At 68.5% G+C, this 19278-nt stretch carries 16 protein-coding genes; 5 read left to right on the forward strand and 11 right to left on the reverse strand.

From position 1 onward, the window contains the following. Window positions 1-64: 64 nt before the first annotated feature. The 4 genes from OSH07_RS24015 to OSH07_RS24030 all read right to left on the reverse strand — a co-directional run bounded on the left by OSH07_RS24015 (window position 65) and on the right by OSH07_RS24030 (window position 4588). Window positions 65-1261 carry an MFS transporter gene (locus OSH07_RS24015; protein ID WP_266341251.1) on the reverse strand — a complete coding sequence of 399 codons (1197 nt, stop codon included), beginning with the start codon at window positions 1259-1261 and terminating at the stop codon, window positions 65-67. Between the two features lie 177 nt (window positions 1262-1438). After that, entirely contained in the window at window positions 1439-2365 is a 927-nt protein-coding gene (locus OSH07_RS24020; protein WP_266341252.1) for a DMT family transporter, read from the reverse strand. Window positions 2366-2549: 184 nt separating this feature from the next. After that, window positions 2550-3089 carry a MarR family winged helix-turn-helix transcriptional regulator gene (locus OSH07_RS24025; protein ID WP_338149901.1) on the reverse strand — a complete coding sequence of 180 codons (540 nt, stop codon included), beginning with the start codon at window positions 3087-3089 and terminating at the stop codon, window positions 2550-2552. A gap of 50 nt (window positions 3090-3139) precedes the next feature. Further along, entirely contained in the window at window positions 3140-4588 is a 1449-nt protein-coding gene (locus tag OSH07_RS24030; protein ID WP_266341254.1) for an outer membrane beta-barrel protein, read from the reverse strand. A gap of 188 nt (window positions 4589-4776) precedes the next feature. Between OSH07_RS24030 and OSH07_RS24035 the strand changes: the two genes are divergently transcribed. Next, window positions 4777-5790: a KpsF/GutQ family sugar-phosphate isomerase gene (locus OSH07_RS24035; protein ID WP_266341255.1), complete on the forward strand. Its 1014-nt coding sequence runs from the start codon at window positions 4777-4779 to the stop codon at window positions 5788-5790. 132 nt (window positions 5791-5922) lie between these two features. Here OSH07_RS24035 and hemH read toward each other — a convergent pair whose 3' ends face one another. Continuing rightward, complete coding sequence (gene hemH, locus OSH07_RS24040) at window positions 5923-6975, reverse strand: ferrochelatase (RefSeq protein WP_266341256.1); 1053 nt, start codon at window positions 6973-6975, stop codon at window positions 5923-5925. Window positions 6976-7176: 201 nt separating this feature from the next. Between hemH and OSH07_RS24045 the strand changes: the two genes are divergently transcribed. Beyond that, on the forward strand, window positions 7177-8679 hold the full coding sequence (locus tag OSH07_RS24045) for a bifunctional metallophosphatase/5'-nucleotidase (protein ID WP_266341257.1): 1503 nt from the start codon (window positions 7177-7179) through the stop codon (window positions 8677-8679). Window positions 8680-8835: 156 nt separating this feature from the next. On the opposite strand, the gene OSH07_RS24050 is transcribed toward OSH07_RS24045, so the two are convergent. Then, entirely contained in the window at window positions 8836-9960 is a 1125-nt protein-coding gene (locus tag OSH07_RS24050; protein WP_266341258.1) for a type 2 periplasmic-binding domain-containing protein, read from the reverse strand. 204 nt (window positions 9961-10164) lie between these two features. On the opposite strand from OSH07_RS24050, the gene OSH07_RS24055 reads away from it, so the two are divergent. Beyond that, window positions 10165-10950, forward strand: coding sequence for a gamma-glutamyl-gamma-aminobutyrate hydrolase family protein (locus OSH07_RS24055; protein WP_266341259.1), 786 nt, complete (start codon window positions 10165-10167; stop codon window positions 10948-10950). 174 nt (window positions 10951-11124) lie between these two features. On the opposite strand, the gene OSH07_RS24060 is transcribed toward OSH07_RS24055, so the two are convergent. From OSH07_RS24060 to OSH07_RS24080, 5 genes are all read right to left on the reverse strand, one after another. Beyond that, window positions 11125-12225, reverse strand: coding sequence for a nickel/cobalt transporter (locus OSH07_RS24060; RefSeq protein WP_266341260.1), 1101 nt, complete (start codon window positions 12223-12225; stop codon window positions 11125-11127). Next, the gene (locus OSH07_RS24065) at window positions 12222-12866 is read right to left on the reverse strand and encodes a DUF1007 family protein (RefSeq protein WP_266341261.1); all 645 of its coding nucleotides are present in this window, start codon (window positions 12864-12866) and stop codon (window positions 12222-12224) included. Before OSH07_RS24065 ends, OSH07_RS24060 begins: the two co-directional genes overlap by 4 nt. A gap of 128 nt (window positions 12867-12994) precedes the next feature. Beyond that, window positions 12995-13903, reverse strand: coding sequence for a LysR family transcriptional regulator (locus tag OSH07_RS24070; RefSeq protein WP_266341262.1), 909 nt, complete (start codon window positions 13901-13903; stop codon window positions 12995-12997). Window positions 13904-13912: 9 nt separating this feature from the next. Beyond that, window positions 13913-15097, reverse strand: coding sequence for an amidase (locus OSH07_RS24075; RefSeq protein WP_266341263.1), 1185 nt, complete (start codon window positions 15095-15097; stop codon window positions 13913-13915). 115 nt (window positions 15098-15212) lie between these two features. Then, window positions 15213-16799 carry a gamma-glutamyltransferase family protein gene (locus OSH07_RS24080; protein WP_420909677.1) on the reverse strand — a complete coding sequence of 529 codons (1587 nt, stop codon included), beginning with the start codon at window positions 16797-16799 and terminating at the stop codon, window positions 15213-15215. 751 nt (window positions 16800-17550) lie between these two features. Here OSH07_RS24080 and OSH07_RS24085 point away from each other — a divergent pair. After that, window positions 17551-18684 carry a type III PLP-dependent enzyme gene (locus OSH07_RS24085; RefSeq protein ID WP_266341264.1) on the forward strand — a complete coding sequence of 378 codons (1134 nt, stop codon included), beginning with the start codon at window positions 17551-17553 and terminating at the stop codon, window positions 18682-18684. 13 nt (window positions 18685-18697) lie between these two features. Beyond that, window positions 18698-19270 (forward strand): GNAT family N-acetyltransferase, encoded by a 573-nt coding sequence (locus OSH07_RS24090; protein WP_266341265.1) that lies wholly within the window; start codon window positions 18698-18700, stop codon window positions 19268-19270. Window positions 19271-19278: the final 8 nt, after the last annotated feature.

Raw genomic sequence — 19278 nt, forward strand, 5'->3', positions numbered from 1 at the left:
AAGGTCGCCGGCCAAAACCCTCGCCCGCTTGCGGGAGAGGGCAGGGTGAGGGGCCTTGCTTCGCCTATCGCGCCGGGCGCGGGGCGGCGAGGATCAGCTTCGCCGCGCCGTTGACGACGAAGGTGCCGACGACGATGAACACCGTCAGGCAGAGGAAGGCGCCGAACAGGCCGAGCTGGTCGCCCAGGAAGCCGAGCGCCAGCACCGGCAGCGCGTTGGCGAGATAGCCGGTGATGTAGAAGGTCGACACCCAGGTCGCGCGCCGGTCGGGCGGCGCGATCCGGTTGACCACGCCGGCGGCGCCGACGAAGGCGGCGCCATAGCCGATGCCGCTGCCGACCGTGCCCAGCACGAACAGGAGCGGCGAGGTGATCCAGATCGCCAGTGCGCAGGCGAGGATGGCGAGCGCGATCAGCGTGGTGCCGAGCACCATGGCGCGATTCGAATCGAGCCGCTGGCTGGCGAGCTGGCTGATGCCGGCGACGAGCTGGAAGGCGGCGACGATGACGCCGGACGCCGCCTGGCTGTGAACCTCAAGCAGTTCATGCACGAAGGTGACGCCGAGCCCGGCGAAGGTCGAGCCGACCGCCCAGGCGATGATCAGCGCGCCGGCGGCGACCGCGAAGGCCGTGTAGCGCCCGGCGGGCACGTCGTCGGCGGCGGTCGCCTCGCGCGGGTCGGTGATGCGCGGCGCCGGCTGCCACGACGCCGTGGCGAGGCCGAGGATGGCGATCCCGGCCAGTGCTGCGATCAGCACGAAGGGCAGGTGCAGCGGCCAGGCGTCGAAATAGAGCGCCGCCGAACTGATCATCGGGCCGAGCGCGCAGCCGCCGGTGAAGACGGCGGTAGCGAGCACCGCATTGGCGCGCGCGTCGGCCTTGGGGTCGAGCTCGATCAGCGCGGCGTTGGCGATGCCGGTCAGGCCGCCCGTGCCGGCGCCGGCCAGCAGCCGGCCGATCATCAGCGTCGGCAGATTGCCGGCGAAGCCGAAGATCAGCGCGCCGGCGATCACCACGCCGAGCGAGAGGATGATCAGCAGCCGCCGATCCGGGAGGCGATCCGACAGGCGGCCGAGCACCAGCAGCGCGATCAGTGTGCCGAAGGCGTAGATCGCGAAGATGAAGGCGACGGTGAAGGCGCCGAGCGACCACATCATCCGGTAGCTCGTATAGAGCGGCGACGCGGCGGTGCTGTTCAGCAGCGCGACCGAGATGGCGAGGGCGACGAAGAAGCGCGCCTGGCGGTTGGCGGGAAGGGCCATGGGGAAATCCGGGGGAAGGCACGTGCTGGGCCGCCGGCCTTCGGGGAGGCGGCTCGTTCTCTTAGAGCAGTTCCGGGCTGCATGGAAACACCGAACTGGCCCGGTTGCCTGACGACCCGCGTTTTCTTGTCGCGCGCGCCCCGTCGCTGGCGGAAGCGCTTTCACGCTCCCGTCGCGTCAGCCGTCCAGCACGTCGATCGGCTGCTGGCGCTCCGGCGCCTTCACCCGCTCGCGATAGAGCAGGTAGAGCCCGCTCGCGATGATGATGGCGGCGCCGACCAGGGTGCGCGGCTCCGGCACGTCGCCGAAGAAGACATAACCGAGCAGGATCATCCAGATCAGGCCCGTATACATGAAGGGCGCCAGCACCGGCACGGCGGTCATGTGATGGGCGCGCACCAGGCACCAGTGGCCGGCGAAGGCAAGCGCGCCGGTCAGGAACAGGCAGAGCGCGACGAGGATGGTCGGCGGCACGGCCATGACCGGCAGCGACACCGGCGAGAGCACCAGCATCGGGATCAGCGCCGAATAGAGCAGCAGGCCTGCGCTGCTCTCGGTCCGGGTCATGAGCCGGGTCGAGAGGATGTAGAAGGCGTTGGAGCAGGCGGCGGCGAGCGACAGGAAGATCGCCGGCTTCAGCGCCCCGAAGCCCGGCATGGTGATGACGAGCACGCCGGCGAAGCCGACCAGGATCGCCGCCCAGCGGCGCGGCCCGGCCCATTCGCCGAGCAGCGGCCCGGCCAGCGCCGCCGTGATGAAGGGCGCCGAGAAGCCGATCGACATGGTCATGTCCAGCGGCAGCTCATGGATCGCCAGGAAATTGAAGATCGTCGAGCCGGCGAGGAACATGCCGCGCAGGAACTGCATCACCGGCCGGCGGGTCTTGTAGAGGGCGATGGCGCGCCAGGGCTGGAACACCAGCGCGGCGAGTACGACCTGCACCAGGAAGCGGAGCCACACCACCTCCATCACCGGCACGAACTGGCCGGCGAACTTGGCGCAGGCGTCCGTGCAGGAAAACAGCAGCATGGCGAGGCAATAGAGAGCGATGCCGCGCAGGCGCAGCGTGGCCTCCGCATCGGCGGTCGGCAACGGGGGAGACATCCGGACTCCGGGAAGTCGGTCGGGAGATGATGCCCCGGGGAGGGCAGGCGCTATCGACGATCGGCCCCCGCCACTCAACCAGATCGCGCCGCCCGGCTCAAGCAAGGACTTGCCGAAGTCGGGGTTTGCCCAGGCCGGGACTTCGCGCGCCAAAGCTGGCACACCGCGCCGGCGAAGACTTCGTTCAGGCGACGACTTCGGGCTTCTCGGCGACGTCCGGCTGCGCTTCCGCCTCGGCCGCCGCTTCCGGCTCGTCGATGACGTCGTCCTCGTCGTCCTCGGCGATGGCGGAGAGGTTGCGCTCGATCTGGCGCAGCAGCTTGCGCAGCCGCTTGACGTCCTTGTCGTCGAGCCCGGCCAGCGCCTCCTTCTCGAGGCGCTTCCAGCCCTTGTCGATGCCGAGGATGGCGTCGCGGCCCTGCTCAGTCAGGTAGACATGCGCCTGGCGCCCGTCCCCGGCCGAGGCCCGGCGCTCGACATAGCCCTGCGCGGCGAGGCGGCTCACCATCTTGGTGACGGTGGGCGGCTGCACGGCGAGGGATTGCGCCAGCTGGCTCATCGAGAGCCCGTCCTGCTCGGAAAGCGTCTTCAAGACGCTGTCCTGACCCGGATGAAGCCCCATCCGCGTCAGATGGCTACCTGAACGCCCGCGAGCGGCACGCGCTGTCTGGGCGAGGCGGAAGGTGATCGTTTTGCGGTGGTTAAAGGCCATGATCTTCCGCATAACCGGTGAACGTGTCGGGTTGATGACACGGCAAACGAAACGACCCGAAATCAGCGCTGGAGGCGCAATCCGACCGTGACCGTGGTGGTCGGATAGTCGCCTCCCGGCGTGGCACTCTTGTAGTATTCCTGCTGGAAACGGCCGACAACCCAGGCCGAGCGATTGATCTTCCAGGTGACGCCGAAGCCGGCTTCGTAGGTTGCGTCGGCGGCGTTGATTCCCTCGTATTTCTGGTACTGGTAGCCGAGGTCGGCATCGAGCGTCAGGTTGCGCCGTAGCGCGTGCTGCGCCTTCAGGCCGATGTCGTAGACGATCGAGCCGGCCGAGCTCGGATCCGTCGTCGGATCGACATAGGTGGCGGCGCGCAGCGTGAAGTTGGTCAGCTCCGTCGGCGCCCACAGCACGTTGCCGTCGATGGTCATGGCGTTCAGCGGCTTGAACGCGTCGTCGTCATAGCTTTCGTGATGCCAGCCGAGGGCCAGCTCGCCCTTTAGCACCGGATCGGCCGAATAGGCGATGCCGCCGCGCAGCGTGATGCCCTGGCTGGCGCGGTTGAAGCCGTTCGAATCGATCTTCTGGCGGAAGCTGCGATCCGACACCTCGGCCTCGACGAAGGGCGTGAAGGCCGGCGTGACCTCGTAGCCGACGCGGGTCGCGGCGCTCACCCAGGTGTTGTCGCGGTCGCCCTGCGGGATGATCTCGCCATTGGCGCCCTTGCCGTTCTCGTAGCCGGTATAGGTCACGCCGGAGCGCAGCTGCAGCGCGACCCGGCCGACCGTGCCGTCCAGCGTCGCGCCGGCATTGTAGGTGTTGACGCCGGGCGGGTTCTCGACGCCGGCGGGATAGTCGAGGCTGGAGAGCGACTGCGTCTGGTAATTGTAGTTGGCGCGCAGCCGCAGCGCCCAGTCGCGCGGCAGGTCGAGGCGCGCCGTCGCCTCGGCATTGATGTCCGGCTGCGGCGCCACCGAGCCGTCCGAGAAATAATCGAGATTGCCGTGGAAGGCGAAGCCGAGCGCGTGCCGGCTCCAGTCGGACTTGACGATCAGGTCCGGCACCACGGTGAGAACGCCGGAGGGGCCGCCGGTCGAGGATCCGGCCGCGTTCGACGTATAGCCGCCGCGCAGCTCGACCGAGGGCAGGACGACGAAGCTGCCGAGACGGATGCCGAGCGGATCATAGCTCGAGGCGTCGAGTGCGTCGGCCGTACGGGCGCGCGGCCGCGTCGGCTGCTCGTCCTCCTCGGCGATGGTGGGCGTGATCCGCTCGGTGCGCACGGCGCGGCTCGTCGAAAGCGGCTCGTCGCGGCCGGTGCCGGGCGTCTCGGTCGGCAGTGTCAGGTCGACCGAGGCCTGGCCGTCGCTGCCGCGCAGGCTGCCGAAGGCATCGGTGTCGTCGAGCAGGTCGACCGGCAGGGGGGTGTCCTCGGCCCGCGCGACCGTCGTCGAAGCGAGCGCCGAAACGAGCGCCGCCGACAGGAAGAGCCGGGCCGGGAATTGCATTGCCGCTTGCCGTGACCTTTGCGCATGAACGGACAGCGTCCGGCGAGCCGGACACTATGGTTTCCGAACCGTAAACGGCCTTGGTTAAGAGAAGGTTGTCGCGGCCTCGCCGCCGCACAGCGTTTTTGCGGCGCGCCGGGGGGCGGAGCATGTTAAAAGCCCGCCAGTGAATAGCAGTGGAGTAAACGATGCCGGTTGCGGATGACACGCGCGTGGACGTGGCAGGCGTGGATTTGGCAGGCCAGTCGGTGGCCTCGGCGCTCCGGACGCTCGGAAGCGAGCGCGCCGGCCTCGACGCCCTTGCCGCCGCCTTCGCCGGTCCGCTCGCGGCGCCCTTCGCCGAAGTCGTCGAGATGATCCGCGCCCATGGCGGCCGCGTCGTCGTCACCGGCGTCGGCAAGAGCGGCCATGTCGGCGTCAAGATCGCCGCGACGCTCGCCTCGACCGGCACGCCGGCCTTCTTCGTCCATGCCGCCGAGGCGAGCCATGGCGATCTCGGCATGGTCGGCCGCGACGACATCATCCTGGCGCTGTCCTGGTCGGGCGAGACGGCGGAGCTGCGCGCCGTGGTCGAATATGCGAGCCGCTTCCGCACGCCGCTGATCGCCGTCACCTCGAACGCCGAGAGCACGCTCGGTCGCCAGGCGAGCCATGTGCTGGCGCTGCCGAAGGCGGAGGAAGCCTGTCCGCACGGCCTGGCGCCGACGACCTCGGCGGTGATGCAGCTGGCGCTCGGCGACGCGCTCGCCATCGCGCTCTTGGAGACGCGCGGCTTCACCGCGCAGGATTTCCGCCTGTTCCACCCCGGCGGCAAGCTCGGCGCCAGCCTGCATTTCGTCCGCGACATCATGCACAAGGGCGCGTCGATGCCGGTCGCGCATTCGGGTGCGCCGATGACCGAGGCGATCGTGACGATGACGGCGAAGGGGCTCGGCTGCCTCGGTGTCGTCGACGGCGACGGCGCGCTGATCGGCATGATCACCGACGGCGATCTGCGCCGGCATATCGGGCCCGACCTCCTGTCGCGCACCGTCGACCAGGTGATGACCCGCTCGCCGAAGACGATCCAGCCGGACATGCTGGTGGGCGCGGCGATCGACCGGCTGAACGGCGCCAAGATCACCGTTTTGTTCGTCGTCGAGGGCGAGAAGCCGGTCGGCGTGCTGCACATGCACGACCTGCTGCGCATCGGCGTCGCCTAGGGAAGCAACAAGACCCTCACCCAACCCTCTCCCGCAAGCGGGCGAGGGCTCGGCATCGCATGGGCCCGGCGCTTCGACGAGGCGCAGACGGCCCCCTCTCCCGCGAGCGGGAGAGGGCTGGGGTGAGGGTTCTTACACCCAGCCGAGCAGTTCGCGGCGGACGATGTGTTCGATCACCGCCATGCCTTCCGGGCTGTCGTTCAAGCAGGGCAGCGCGGCGAAATGCTCGCCGCCATTGTGCTTGAAGATCTCGGCGTTCTCGCCGGCGATCTCCTCCAGCGTCTCGACGCAATCGGCCGAGAAGCCGGGCATGACGACGGCGATGCGCTTGACGCCCGCCTTCGCCAGCGCCTCGACGGTCTTGTCGGTATAGGGCTGCAGCCACTCGGCCTTGCCGAAGCGCGACTGGAAGGTGGCGCGCAGCTTGTCCTGCGGCCAGCCAAGCTGTTCGCGCAGCAGCCGGGCCGTCTTCAGGCAATGGCAGTGATAGGGGTCGCCGAGCGTCAGGTTGCGCTTCGGAAGGCCGTGGAACGAGGCGAGCACGATCTCGGGCTCGAAATCGAGCGCGGCGATCGAGCGTTCGACCGAGGTGGCGAGCGCGGCGATATAGACCGGGTCGTCGTGATAGGCCGGCAGCGTGCGCACGGCCGGCTGCCAGCGCATCGTCTTCAGCTTGTCGAATGCCTTGTCGTTGGCGGTCGCGGTGGTCGTCGCCGAATATTGCGGATAGAGCGGCGCGATCAGGATCCTGTCGCAGCCGGCCCGCTGCAGCCCGTCGATCTTCTCGGCGATCGAGGGCGTGCCGTAGCGCATGCCCCAGTCGACGACGATCCGGCCATTGCCCGCGAGGGCGGCGGAGAGCTTCTCCGACTGCGAGCGGGTGATGGTCCGGAGCGGCGATTCGTTGCGCTCGTTGTTCCAGATCGAGGCGTAGTTCTTGCCGGATTTCTGCGGTCGCGTCGTCAGGATGACGCCGTTCAAGAGCGGCCACCAGATCAGCTTCGGCACCTCGATGACGCGCGGATCCGACAGGAACTCCTTCAGATAGCGCCGCATCGACCAGTAGTCGGTCGCATCCGGGGTCCCGAGATTGAGAAGGAGGACGCCGATCCGGCCGCCGGTGATCGGTGGATGGTCGGCGGGCTTGGCCGCGGGCGCGGCGATATCGGCGATCTGGCTGTTCATCGTGCCGGAACTTAGCCGCAGAGCGTACGAACGCGAAGGGGCCGGGTGCAATTTCCTCGGTTGCGCGTTGTCGCAGCGGCCGCGCGCGCCGATCCCGCCGTCGCGCCGAATGCGCCCTTGTCGGACGCCGCTATGCCATTGCAACATTGCGGTGGCATTCTGGCCGCACGCCCCGCCCCAATCCTGACCGGAGATCGCAACATGTTCGGACGCCAGCGCAGCCTGCGGTTCGGCCTTCTCGCCCTCGCGATGACAGTCGCGGCGCCGGCATGGGCCGCGCCGGTGACGATCACCTTCGTGCAGACCAACGATATCGACCGGATGGAGGAGCTGGACGGGCGCGGCGGCTTTGCCCGGCTCGCCGCCGTCGTCGAGGCCGAGCGCGCCAAGGGGCCGACCTTCTTCGTCCATTCCGGCGACACCATCTCGCCGTCGCTGCTCTCCGGCATCGACAAGGGCGCCCACATCATCGACATCCTCAACCAGATGAAGGTCGATGTGATGACGCCCGGCAATCACGAGTTCGATTTCGGGCCGGACGTGTTCCATGCCCGCATCGGCGAGGCGACCTTTCCGGTCGTGACCTCGAACATCCGCGAGAAGGACGGCAGCCAGCCGAAGAACACCGTCGACGAGCGTGTGGTCGAGGTCGGCGGCGTCAAGATCGGCTTCTACGGGCTGACGACAGAAGATACGCCGGTGGTCGCCACCGCCGGCGACACGGTGTTCAACTCGTCGATCGAGACCGGCAAGGCGAAGGGCAAGGCGCTGCGCGATGCCGGCGCCGATTTCGTCGTCGCGGTCGTGCACACGCCGCTTTCCGTCGACATGTCGCTGGTGCGCAACCGCGCCGCCGACCTCGTGCTCTCCGGCCATGACGAGCATCTGCTCGCCTTCTTCGACGGCAAGACGGCGCTGACGGAATCCGGAGCGCAGGCGGAGAGCATCATCGTCACCCGGGTGACGATCGACAAGACCGAGAAGGACGGCAAGACGCAGATCACCTGGCGGCCGCATTTCGACATCGTCGACAGCGCCACCGTCACGCCGGACCCGAAGATCGCCGGCGTGGTGAAAGCCTATCAGGACAAGCTCGACGGCGAGCTTAAGGTGCAGATCGGCACAAGCGAGACGCTGCTCGACAGCCGCCGCGCCACCGTGCGCGGCGAGGAGGCGGCGATCGGCAATCTGGTCGCCGACGCGATCCGCGCCTCGGTCGGCGCCGATATCGCGCTCACCAATGGCGGCGGCATCCGGGCCGACAAGGAATATCCGGCCGGCACGGTGCTGACGCGGGCCGACGTCTTCGCCGAGCTGCCCTTCGGCAACAAGACGGTGAAGCTCGCCGTCACCGGCAAGGCCCTGAAGGCGGCGCTCGAAAACGGCTTCAGCCTGACCGAGGCGGCGGCCGGCCGCTTCCCGCAGGTTTCCGGCCTCGTCGTCGAGGTGGACCTGAAGCAGCTGCCGGGGATGCGGGTCCGGAGCGTCACGGTCAACGGCGCGCCGCTCGACCCGGAGAAGAAGTACACGCTCGCCACCAACGACTATGTCGCCGATGGCGGCGACGGCTATGTTGCGTTGAAGGACGCGGCGCGGCTGATCAGCCCGGTCGACGCCAAGCTGATGGCGAGCGACGTGATCGACTACATCACGGTCAAGAAGACGATCGCGCCGAAGGCGGAAGGTCGGATCGTATTCCGGTAGGGGTTGCAGGACCCTCACCCCAGCCCTCTCCCGCGCGCGGGAGAGGGGGGCGCGTCGAGCCTGTCATGTCGGGCTGCAGATCGATGAAGGGCGCCGGCTCAAAGCCCTCGCCCGCCTGCGGGAGAGGGTTGGGTGAGGGCCTCGCTGGCCTGACCTCTAGTGACCCTTGGCCTGCTGGGTGAAGCCGAAGCTTTCGAAGGAATATTCGGCGACCCGGAACGACTGGTAGATCTGGTCGCGGAAGCCCTTCCACGGCTCGTAGATCGCCTTGAAGCGCGGATGAGCGGCGGCGAGTTCGGCGTAGAGCTCGAACGACGCCTTGTAGGCCGCTTCCAGGATGTCGGTCGGGAACGGCCGGAGCTGCACGCCCTTGTCGATCAGGCTGCGGATCGCGGTGTTGTTGCGCACGTCGTAGCGGGCCTGCATCTCGTGCCTGGCCTGCGCGGCGCTCGCCCGCAGCGCTTCCTTGTAGGTTTCCGGCAGCGCCTCGAAGGCGGCGCGGTTGATCAACAGGTGGATCGAGGGGCCGCCGTCCCACCAGCCGGGATAATAGTAATAGGGCGCGACCTTGTAGAAGCCGAGCTGCTCGTCCTCATAGGGTCCGCTCCATTCGGCCGCGTCCAGCCAGCCATCGTCGAGCGCGGCATAGGCCGACTCGATGGCGAGTTCCTGCGGCTCGACGCCGAGACGGGCGAGCACCATGCCGCCGAGGCCGGCGATCCGCATCTTCAAGCCGGCCATCTCCGGCAGGCTGCGGATCTCCTTGCGGAACCAGCCACCCATCTGGGCGCCCGTATTGCCGGCGACGAGAGAGGTCAGGCCATACTGCGCATAGAGGCCGTCGAGCAGGGGCCCGCCGCCGCCTTCGACGATCCAGGCGTCCTGCATGCGGGCATTGAGTCCGAAGGGCAGGGCGGAGCCGAAGGCGAAGGCGGGGTCACGGTCGACGTGATAGTAGGAGCAGGTCTGCAGCGCCTGAACCGACCCGGCGCTGACGGCGTCGAGCGCCTGGCCGGCCGGGACATAGCGGTCCGGCGGCGCGATCTCGATGCGGAAGCGACCGCCGGTCAGGATCGCCGCCGAGCGCGCCATCGCCTCGGCGGCGCCATAGATGGTGTCGAGCGTCGCCGGGAAGCTCGATTGCAGCCGCCAGCTGATATCGGGCAGTCCGGTGATCCGGGGCGGCGCCGCCAAAGCCTCGCCGCCTGCCGCCACCGCCGCGCCGGGGCCGATCATGGCGGCCTTCAAGAGCGTGCGTCGGTCGAGCCGTTTCGAGCCCATGCAGTCGTCCTGGTCCTGTTCTGGCGCCGATCCGGGGGGGGGGACGCCGTCTTTCGGGGAGACCCCGCCATGCGGGGCTGCCGGCATCCGCATCGATGCCTATATGAGGGCGGGTCTCCTAGCGGGCAGAGTTGGCGAAAAGACGGCTTTTTGCCATGGTCCGGTGTAATAGGGAGCCGAGCCTCACAGCAAGCGATCTGGATCATGACGGATTTGAAGAGTTTTTCGCCTCTCGTCGCGGTGGCGGCCGATGTGCGCGATTTCGAAGGCTATCGCTGGCACGCGGCCCCCGAGACCTATGTGAAGGCCGCGCTCACAGGCGCCGGCGCCATTCCGGTCATCGTGCCTTCGCTCGGCGACGCCCTTGACATCGACGCCCTGCTGGAGCGGGTCGACGGCGTGCTGATCACCGGCAGTCGTTCCAACGTCCATCCGACCCTCTATGGCGCGAGCGCCGACCCGCGCACCGAGCCCTATGATCCCGCGCGCGATTCCACCACGCTACCGCTGATCCGCGCGGCGCTCCGCCATGGCGTGCCGCTGCTCGCCATCTGCCGCGGCCAGCAGGAACTGAACGTCGCGCTCGGCGGCACGCTGATCTCGGAAGTGCAGGACCTCCCCGGTCGCGACGATCACCGTTCGCCGGTCTCCGAGGTGCAGGCGGAGCGCTTCGCCATCCGCCATCCGGTCCGCATCGTCGCCGATGGCTGCTTCGCGCGCATCCTGGAGCGCGACGAGATCGACGTGAACTCGCTGCACCGCCAGGCGATCGGCGAACTGGCCGAGGGACTTGTCGTCGAGGCGGTGGCGGCGGACGGCACGATCGAGGCGGTCAGCGTCCGCGACGCGCCGGGCTTCGCCGTCGGCGTGCAGTGGCATCCGGAATACTGGGTTTCGACCGATGCGCCGTCCGGCCGGCTGTTCCGCGCCTTCGGCGAGGCGATGCGCGCGCGCGCCGCCTCGCGCGGTCTGCTGGCGGCGGCGGAGTAGGGACTTTAGCAAGACCATCACCCTGACCCTCTCCCGCCAGCGGGAGAGGGGACTGCCTGCGACGGTCCTCCTCGGAATCCATGAAGAGCCCCGGCCAAAACCCTCGCCCGCTTGCGGGAGAGGGTAGGGTGAGGGGCTTTCTTGCTGGCTTGCTTTGACCGGCTGGAAGAGGCCTCAGGCGCCTGCCAGCGCGCCGCCGAGCATCAGCAGGCCGAAGAGGAGAATGCCGGTCGCGGCGAGGATCTGCAGGCCGTTGACGATGCGCAGCTGCGTCGCGCTCTCGCCGCCGGAGAAGCGCAGCGCCAGGTCCTTGGCCTTGACCGCCATCGTCGCCAGCGCCGAGACCGTCAGCCCGGTGCCGAGCGCCATCACCAGCACCGACAGGATGCCGGCCCAGTAGAGCTTCTGCGACACGGCGAAGACCAGCACGATGATCGCGCCCGAACAGGGCCGCACGCCGACGGCGAGGATCGCCGTCCAGGCGCGCGCGACCGTCAGCGGCCGGTCGAGCTGGGACGGGTCCGGCGCATGCGAATGGCCGCAGTCGCAGGCGAGGCTCGCCGCCGATTGGACCTGGCCGTTGCCGGCGAGGGCGGTGGCGGTGAAGCCCGTGCCGGCGAGACCGGCGGGAGCGCCCTGCGTCGCGAGCGCGAAATTCCGGCCGAGCTTGTGATGCGGGTGGTTGCAGGTCGCGGGGTCGTGCGCCACGCCAGCCTGGCCGCCATGAGCGTGGCCGCGTCCCGAAATCTTCATCCAGAGCAGCCACACGCCGCAGAGCGCGATCAGCGCGTAGCTCGCGATCTCCAGCGCGTCGGTCGCCCGCGTCATCGTCATCGCCGTGACGTTCAGGACCAGCGTGCCGACCGAGACGACGAGGATGGCGGTGAGCGCCTGCACCAGGGCGGAGGCGAACGAGATGACGATGCCGCGCTTCAGCCGGTCGCCGGTGGCGAGCAGGTAGGAGGCGATCACCGCCTTGCCGTGGCCGGGGCCGACGGCGTGGAAGACGCCATAGGCGAAGGAAAGCCCGATCAGGATCGCGGCGGCATGGCCGCTCTGCGTCAGGTTGGCGAGCGCGTCGGTCAGGTCGCGGTAGAAGATCGACTGCTGCCGCGCGATCCAGACGAAGAACGGCGCCAGCGGCCCGGCCCAGCCGACGACGCCGCCGCCATCGGGCGTGGCGATGCCGAACGGGCTCGGCGCGGCGAAGGCGAGGGTCGGCATCGCGCTGGCGGCAATGGCGCCGATCCAGCTTCTGGCGCGGGACAGCGTCATGAGCAGGCGATCGTGATCTGGGCCGCGAGGCTGGAGGCCGCGTCGGCGAGCTCGTCGGGCAGGTCGCGCTGGTCGGCGGGAATCGCGGCGAGCTTGGCCATGATCGCGGCGTCGAGCTCATGCGGCGGCGCATAGTGCGCCTTGCAGTTCGCCGGCGCGTCGGCGAGCGTGATCGCCTGGTGCTTCACGAAGTTGAAGGCGACGAAATATTCGGGGTCGAACACTTCGAGCGTCGTGTTCGGACCGACGGCGGTCGGCGTCTTCAGCGGCAGCGTGTAGAACAGCGTCAGCCGGCTGTCGTGGAAGTCGAGCCAGTACTCGGACGGCGCCTCGACCGGGGCGCGGCGGCCATTCACCTTGAGCCGCGTGAAATAGTGATAGTCCTTCAGCGAATCGACATTGACCTTGGCGAGCGGCTGCAACTCGTCGTCCGACAGCTTGCCGTCGCCATTGGCGTCGAGGCCCTGGATGGCGAAGGCGGTGAAGGCCTGGTCGAACTGCCAGATGTGGCGGATCGCCGTCATCTTGCCGTCGGCGTCGAAGACGATCTCCTCCTTCGCGTCGACGAAGACATGCGGATGCGCCTCTGCCGCGGTCGCGAAGAGCGCTGCGAGGGCGAAGACGATCAGGGATCGAAGCATGAGCATGGGTCTCTGCGAAGGGCGAGCGGCGGGAAGGGGGCCAGACAAGTACGGCCAGATCGTGTCGGCGGCGAAGGCCGGCCCGCGTCGGCGACGGGCGGCCCATCACAGTTTCTTGAGCGGCGGCGCTAGCAATTGCCGCCGTGCGGGCCGTTCTTGTCGAACCACTTCACCAGGAAGTCGATGAAGCTGCGCACCTTGCCGGAAAGGTGGCGGCGATGCGGGTAGACGGCGTGGATGGCGGAGCTGGCCGGCTCGAAGGGTTCGAGCACGACGGCCAGCCGCCCGGCCTCGATATCGTCCTTCACCACCAGATGCGGCACGATGGCGAAGCCGAGGCCGGCCATCGCCGCCAAGCGGGCGGCATTGGGGCTGTCGACCTCGACGCGCCCCTTTACCGGCACCGAGATCTTCTCGCCATCGACCATGAAGGGCCAGTTGGAACGATAGGCGACGTTGGAATCGAGAATGCACGGCTTGCCGATCATGTCCTCCGGCTGCTCCGGCGTGCCGTGTTCGGCCAGCACCTCGGGGCTCGCGACGACGGCGATGCGGAACGAGGCGAGGCGGCGGGCGATCAGGCTCGAATCGGTCAGCGTCGAAATGCGGATGGCGACGTCGAAGCCCTCGTCGACGAGATCGACGAAGCGGTCCTCCAGATGCAGCTCCAGCGAGATCTCCGGCTCGCTGACGACGAATTCCATGATGGCGCGGCCGAGTTCGCCATCGCCGAAGGTACGCGGCGCCGAGACCTTGAGGCGGCCGCGCGGCGCGGCATGGGCGTCGCCGACCGAGGATTGCAGGTCCTCGATCCGCTGCAGGATCTCGGTGGCGTCGCGTGCATAGCTCTGGCCAACCTCGGTCAGCGACAGCGTGCGCGTCGTCCGGTTCAGCAGGCGCGCGCCGAGCTCGTCCTCGAGCTCGCGCACATATTTGGAGATCAGCGCCTTCGAGCGGCCCATCTTGCGGGCGGCGGCCGAGAAGCCGCCGGCTTCGACGACCTCGACGAAGGTCTTCATCCTCGTGAGCGTATCCATGGTCGCCGCCTAGCCGGCCATGATCTTGGTTGCGAGCTCGATCAGCGCGCGGTCGCGGCCGGCGGGCGCGATCAGCGACACGCCGAGCGGGCAGCCCTCGTGCTCGGCGAGCGGCAGGCTGATCTGCGGCAGGCCGGCGAGGCCGGCGGTGCAGAGCATGGAAAGCGCGCGGTTGCGGTAGGATTCGAGCTCGTCGCCGCCGAGGCCGATGCGCGGCGCGATGCCGGGCGTGGTCGGGATGGCGAGCACGGTGTCGTCGCCGAGCAGGTCGTTCAAGCGGGCCCTCACCTGGGCGCGGCGAACGGCGGCGGCGTCATATTCCTCGCGGGTGACGTGGCTCGCCCATTCGAAGCGCTCGCGCACGCCGGGGCCGAAGCTCGGCTGGCGGCTCTGGATCCATTCGCCGTTCGCTTCCCAGGCTTCATAGGCCTGCATGGTGCGGAAGATCATGCGCCAGGCCGCGAGGCCGTCCGGCGCGACGATGACGGCGCCGGCCGGCTGCAGGTGGGCGGCGATGCGCGGCGCGGCCGAGCGAACGGCCGCTTCCTCGAGATCGCCGAGCAGCAGCGCGTGGATGTCGTCGCCAACGAGGAAGCGGGTCAGCGGCGTGTCGCTCTTGTCTTCGCCGAGCAGGACTTCGCCGACGCGGGCGAAGGTCTCGGCGTCGCGGGCGAACCAGCCGACCGTGTCGAACGATTCAGCCAGCGGCGCGACGCGCGAGATGTCGATGCGGCCATGCGTCGGTCGCAGGCCGATCAGGCCGTTATAGGAGGCGGGCGCGCGCACCGAGCCGCCGGTGTCGCTGCCGAGCGCGAAATCGACCAGCCCGCCGGAGACGGCGGTCGCCGAGCCGGAGGACGAGCCGCCGGGAATGCGGCCCGGGGCGCGGACATTGACCGGCGTGCCGTAGTGATGGTTCTCGCCGTTCATCGAATAGGCGAACTCGTCGGTGTGCACCTTGCCGACGAAGCGGGCGCCGGCGTCGAGCAGGATCTGCACGGAGGGCGCGCTGACGGTCTTGATGTCGCTTTCGGCCCGCTTCAGCGGGTGGCCGACGCCGGTCGGATAGCCGGCGACGTCGTAGAGGTCCTTGATCGCCATGGTCAGGCCGCTGAGCGGCCCGGTCGGGGAGGACGGCACTTCGACGGCGGGATAGTCGACGAACGCATGGACCGGGTCGTTGGCGAGAAGCATGGGCGTGTATCGACTTCCTTGAGGGATATCGGGGCGACGCCGGCGCGGCGTCGCCTTGCTCTGAATTCATAGCGCTATTCGGCGGGCTTTGCCAAAAAGAGCGTGGCGAAGACCTTCAGGCGGCGATGGCGGCGCCGTCCGAGCGCGGATCGCTGGCGCCGAAGATACGGCCGTCCTTGCGCCGGACGAGCGCGCCGGCATGGCCCATCGTGTCGGAATAGCCCTCATCGAGCACGGCGACCTCGTGGCCGGCTCTTTCCAGCGCCAGCAGCAGGTCGGGATCGAAGCGATTCTCGACGCGCAGATTGGTGTGGTCGGAGCCCCAGGTGCGGCCGAGCAGCCAGCGCGGCGCGGCGATCGCGTCGCCGAGATCCATGCCGAACAGCGCGTGGCGGGTGAAGACTGCCGCCTGCGTCTGCGGCTGTCCTTCGCCGCCCATGGTGCCGTAGCTCAGGATGCGGCCGTCGTCGAAGCGGGCGATCGCCGGGTTCAGCGTGTGGAACGGCTTGCGGCCGGGCTCGAGCGGGTTGAGCGCGTGCGGATCGAGCGAGAAGGAAGCGCCTCGGTTCTGCCAGGTGATGCCGGTCGAAGGCAGCACGACGCCGGAGCCGAATTCCCAGAAGATCGACTGGATATAGGAGACGGAGAGCCCCGTTTCGTCGATGGCGCCGAGCCATACCGTGTCGCCCTTTTTCGCCACTTCCGGCCAGGGCGCGGCGCGCCGCATGTCGATCGCCGCCGCCTCGCGCGCCAGCACGCGCGGCGACAGATGCACGGAGAGATCGCCGGCGAAGACCGGATCGGTGACGTGCCTGTCGCGGATCCTGAAGGCGCGCTTGGTCGCCTCGATCAGTCCGTGAATATGCTCGAAGCTCTCGCCGCGCTGGACGCCGAGCTGCTCGAAGATGCCGAGGATCAGCAGCGAGGCGAGACCTTGCGTCGGCGGCGGCGAGTTGAAGACGGTGGCGCCTTCGAGGCGGACGGAGAGCGGCGGCCGCAGCCGCGCCTCATGCGCCCCGAGGTCGGCCCGAGTCACCGGGCTGCCGACGCGCTCGAGGTCGGCGGCGATCTCGTTCGCGACGTCGCCCCTGTAGAAATCCAGGAAGCCGGCGCGGGCGAGGTGGTCGAGCGTGTCGGCCAGGCGCTCCTGGCGGATCGTGGCGCCGAGTTCCGGCGCCTTGCCGTCAATCAGGAACACGTCCTTGAAGCCCGGCGCGGCGGAGAGGGCGTCGAAATGCTCTGCCGTCAGCCGCGCCTGCGAGCGGGTGACGGAGATGCCCTTCTTGGCGTGCTCTATGGCGTTCGCGAGCAGGGTGGGGCGGTCGAGCCGGCCACCGAGGCTCTGCGACAGTTCATAGGCGGTGTTCCAGCCCGACATGGCGCCGGCCACCGTCAGCGCCGCGTCGGGGCCGCGCGTCGGGATGCGGTCATATTTCTCGCGATAGGCGCGGATGGTGGCGCCGGAGCCGGCGCCGCCGCAGGCTTCGAGATAGCGCGGCTCCTTGCCGGGCTCGCGGATCAGCCAGAAGCCGTCGCCGCCGATGCCGTTCATGTGCGGGTAGACGACGGCGATGGTGGCGGCCGTCGCGATCATTGCCTCGATGGCGTTGCCGCCGGCTCGCAGGATCTCGGCCCCTGCCTCCGCCGCGGCCCTGTGGGGAGCCACAACCATGCCCTTCTCGCCGACGACCGTTTCGCTCACGCGCTTTCTCCTGTTGCCGTTTCTGAATAGGCGAAAGCCCCTTCGCCCGAAAGCACGAATCAACCGCAGCGCCGGCGCCGGCGGCAGTGGAAAATCGGCCGGATTCGCCGTCGCGAAGGCCGTGCCAAGCGCCTGAGCTGACACAAAAATGTCGCGATTCCGTCGCGTTGGAGCGGTCCCGGCGGCCCATGCACGAATTTTGGGCCGGGAGGGCAAAATCCGCTTGAATGTTAACCGCGTTCGGCCTACCTACCTCCTCGCCCAATTATCGCACGTGCCTGTGGTTGCGTGCCGACCGGTGGGGCTTCGGACAAGAGGCCGAAGCGACGCCCAAGATCCTCCGCAAGGTGGGTCCCAGGAGTTCGGGAGCGATCCCGAGAAAGGTCGGCAGCCGGAAAGCGAAACCGGTGAACTCCGTCTCCGCGGAGGACGCGACTTGAAGCAACGACGTAGCGGGCTTTTTTGGTCTCGGACGGCTCTCCAAAGGCCGTTGTCACTGAAGAGGCACTACATCCTTGCCGGGCGTGCGGATCGGGTCTCCCGTTCCAAGCGAAGGCAGCGCTTACGATAAACGTCACCCGTTTGTCGTTGTGACTGCTACCCGCGAAAACTGCCGGCTCACCCCGGCAAAAACGGCTCGTCTTCAACGTTCCGATCGCGTCCATAGCGCTCGGCGCGACGATTTCGCTCCGGTTTCGTCATCGCTTTCGCAACGCTTTTTGGCCCTGGCAGGCCGACGGGGAGACCCTCAATGACCGCACGCATCATCGACTTCCTCAACAGCCGACGTCCCGACGGCCCGTGCCTTGTCGTCGATCTCGATGTCGTGCGTGAGAATTATCTCGCCTTCGCGCATGCCCTGCCGGACACCCGCGTGTTCTACGCCGTCAAGGCGAACCCGGCTCCGGAAGTGCTGGCGCTGCTCGCTTCGCTCGGCTCGAATTTCGACTGCGCGTCGGTCGCCGAGATCGACATGGCGCTGGCCGCCGGCGCGACCCCGGACCGCATCTCCTTCGGCAACACGATCAAGAAGGAGCGCGACGTCGCGGCTGCCTTCGCGCGCGGCATCAACCTCTATGCGGTCGATTGCGAAGCCGAGGTCGACAAGGTCGCCCGCGCCGCTCCCGGCACCCGCGTGTTCTGCCGCATCCTCTGCGACGGCGCCGGCGCCGAATGGCCGCTGTCGCGCAAGTTCGGCTGCGAGCCCGAAATGGCCGTCGGCGTGCTCGAGCATGCCCACCGTTCGGGCCTGCGCGCCTATGGCGTGTCGTTCCATGTCGGTTCGCAGCAGGCGAACACCGAGGCCTGGGACGGCGCGCTCGCGTCGGCCGCCGGCATCTTCCACACGCTCGCCGAGCGCGGCATCCAGCTGTCGATGGTCAATCTCGGCGGCGGCTTCCCGACCCGTTATCTCAAGGAGATTCCGGGCGTGGAGAACTATGCTTCGTCGATCGACTCCGCCCTGAAGCGCCATTTCGGCAACCGCATTCCCGAGACGATCATCGAACCGGGCCGCGGCATGGTCGGCAATGCCGGCATCATCAAGACGGAAGTCGTGCTGATCTCGAAGAAGAGCGATTCGGCCGACGACCTGCGCTGGGTCTATCTCGACATCGGCAAGTTCGGCGGCCTCGCCGAGACGATGGACGAGTCGATCCGCTATCCGATCCGGACGGCGCACGACCACGACGAGAAGACGCCCTGCGTCCTCGCCGGCCCGACCTGCGATTCGGCCGACGTCCTCTACGAGAAGGCGCCGTATCACCTGCCGGTGTCGCTCTCGATCGGCGACGAAGTGCTGATCGAAGGCACGGGCGCCTACACGACGACCTACTCGGCCGTCGCCTTCAACGGCTTCAAGCCGCTCGAAGCCTACGTGATCTGAAGGAAGTCCTTTCATGATCCAGATCGACGTGGAGGCGCCGGGGGAAGCCGGCGCCCGAGAGCTGCTGCTTGACCGGACCATGGGCCCGGATCGCCATCTGAAATCCTCGGAGCGCCTGCGGGAGAACCGCCTGCCGGCCTCCGGGCTGGCGCTCGTCGCCCGCGACGGCGACGAGATCGTCGGCACCGTCCGCCTCTGGAACGTCTCGGCCGGCGGCCGCGACGCGCTGCTGCTCGGTCCTCTGGCGATCGCGCCGGAGCGCCAGGGCGAGGGGATCGGCGGCAAGCTGATGCGCGCCGCCCTGAACCGCGCGGCGATGTTCGGCCATGGCGCCGTGATTCTCGTCGGCGACCTCGACTACTACGCGCGCTTCGGCTTTGCGACCGCGGCGACGCAGAGCCTGATGATGCCGGGGCCGGTGGAGCGCAAGCGTTTCCTGGCGCTGGAACTCCAGCCCGGCGCTCTCGACGGCGCCTCGGGAATGCTGGTCGCGACGGGCGACTGGTCGGTGCCGCCGCTCGCCGCGCGGGACTTTCCGCTGGTTGCACGCCCGCGCAGGCTCGACCTCCTCGATACGAGCCGCTAGGCTTTCTC

It is taken from the genome of Kaistia nematophila (genome assembly GCF_026343855.1).
GTDB classification, from domain to species: domain Bacteria; phylum Pseudomonadota; class Alphaproteobacteria; order Rhizobiales; family Kaistiaceae; genus Kaistia; species Kaistia nematophila.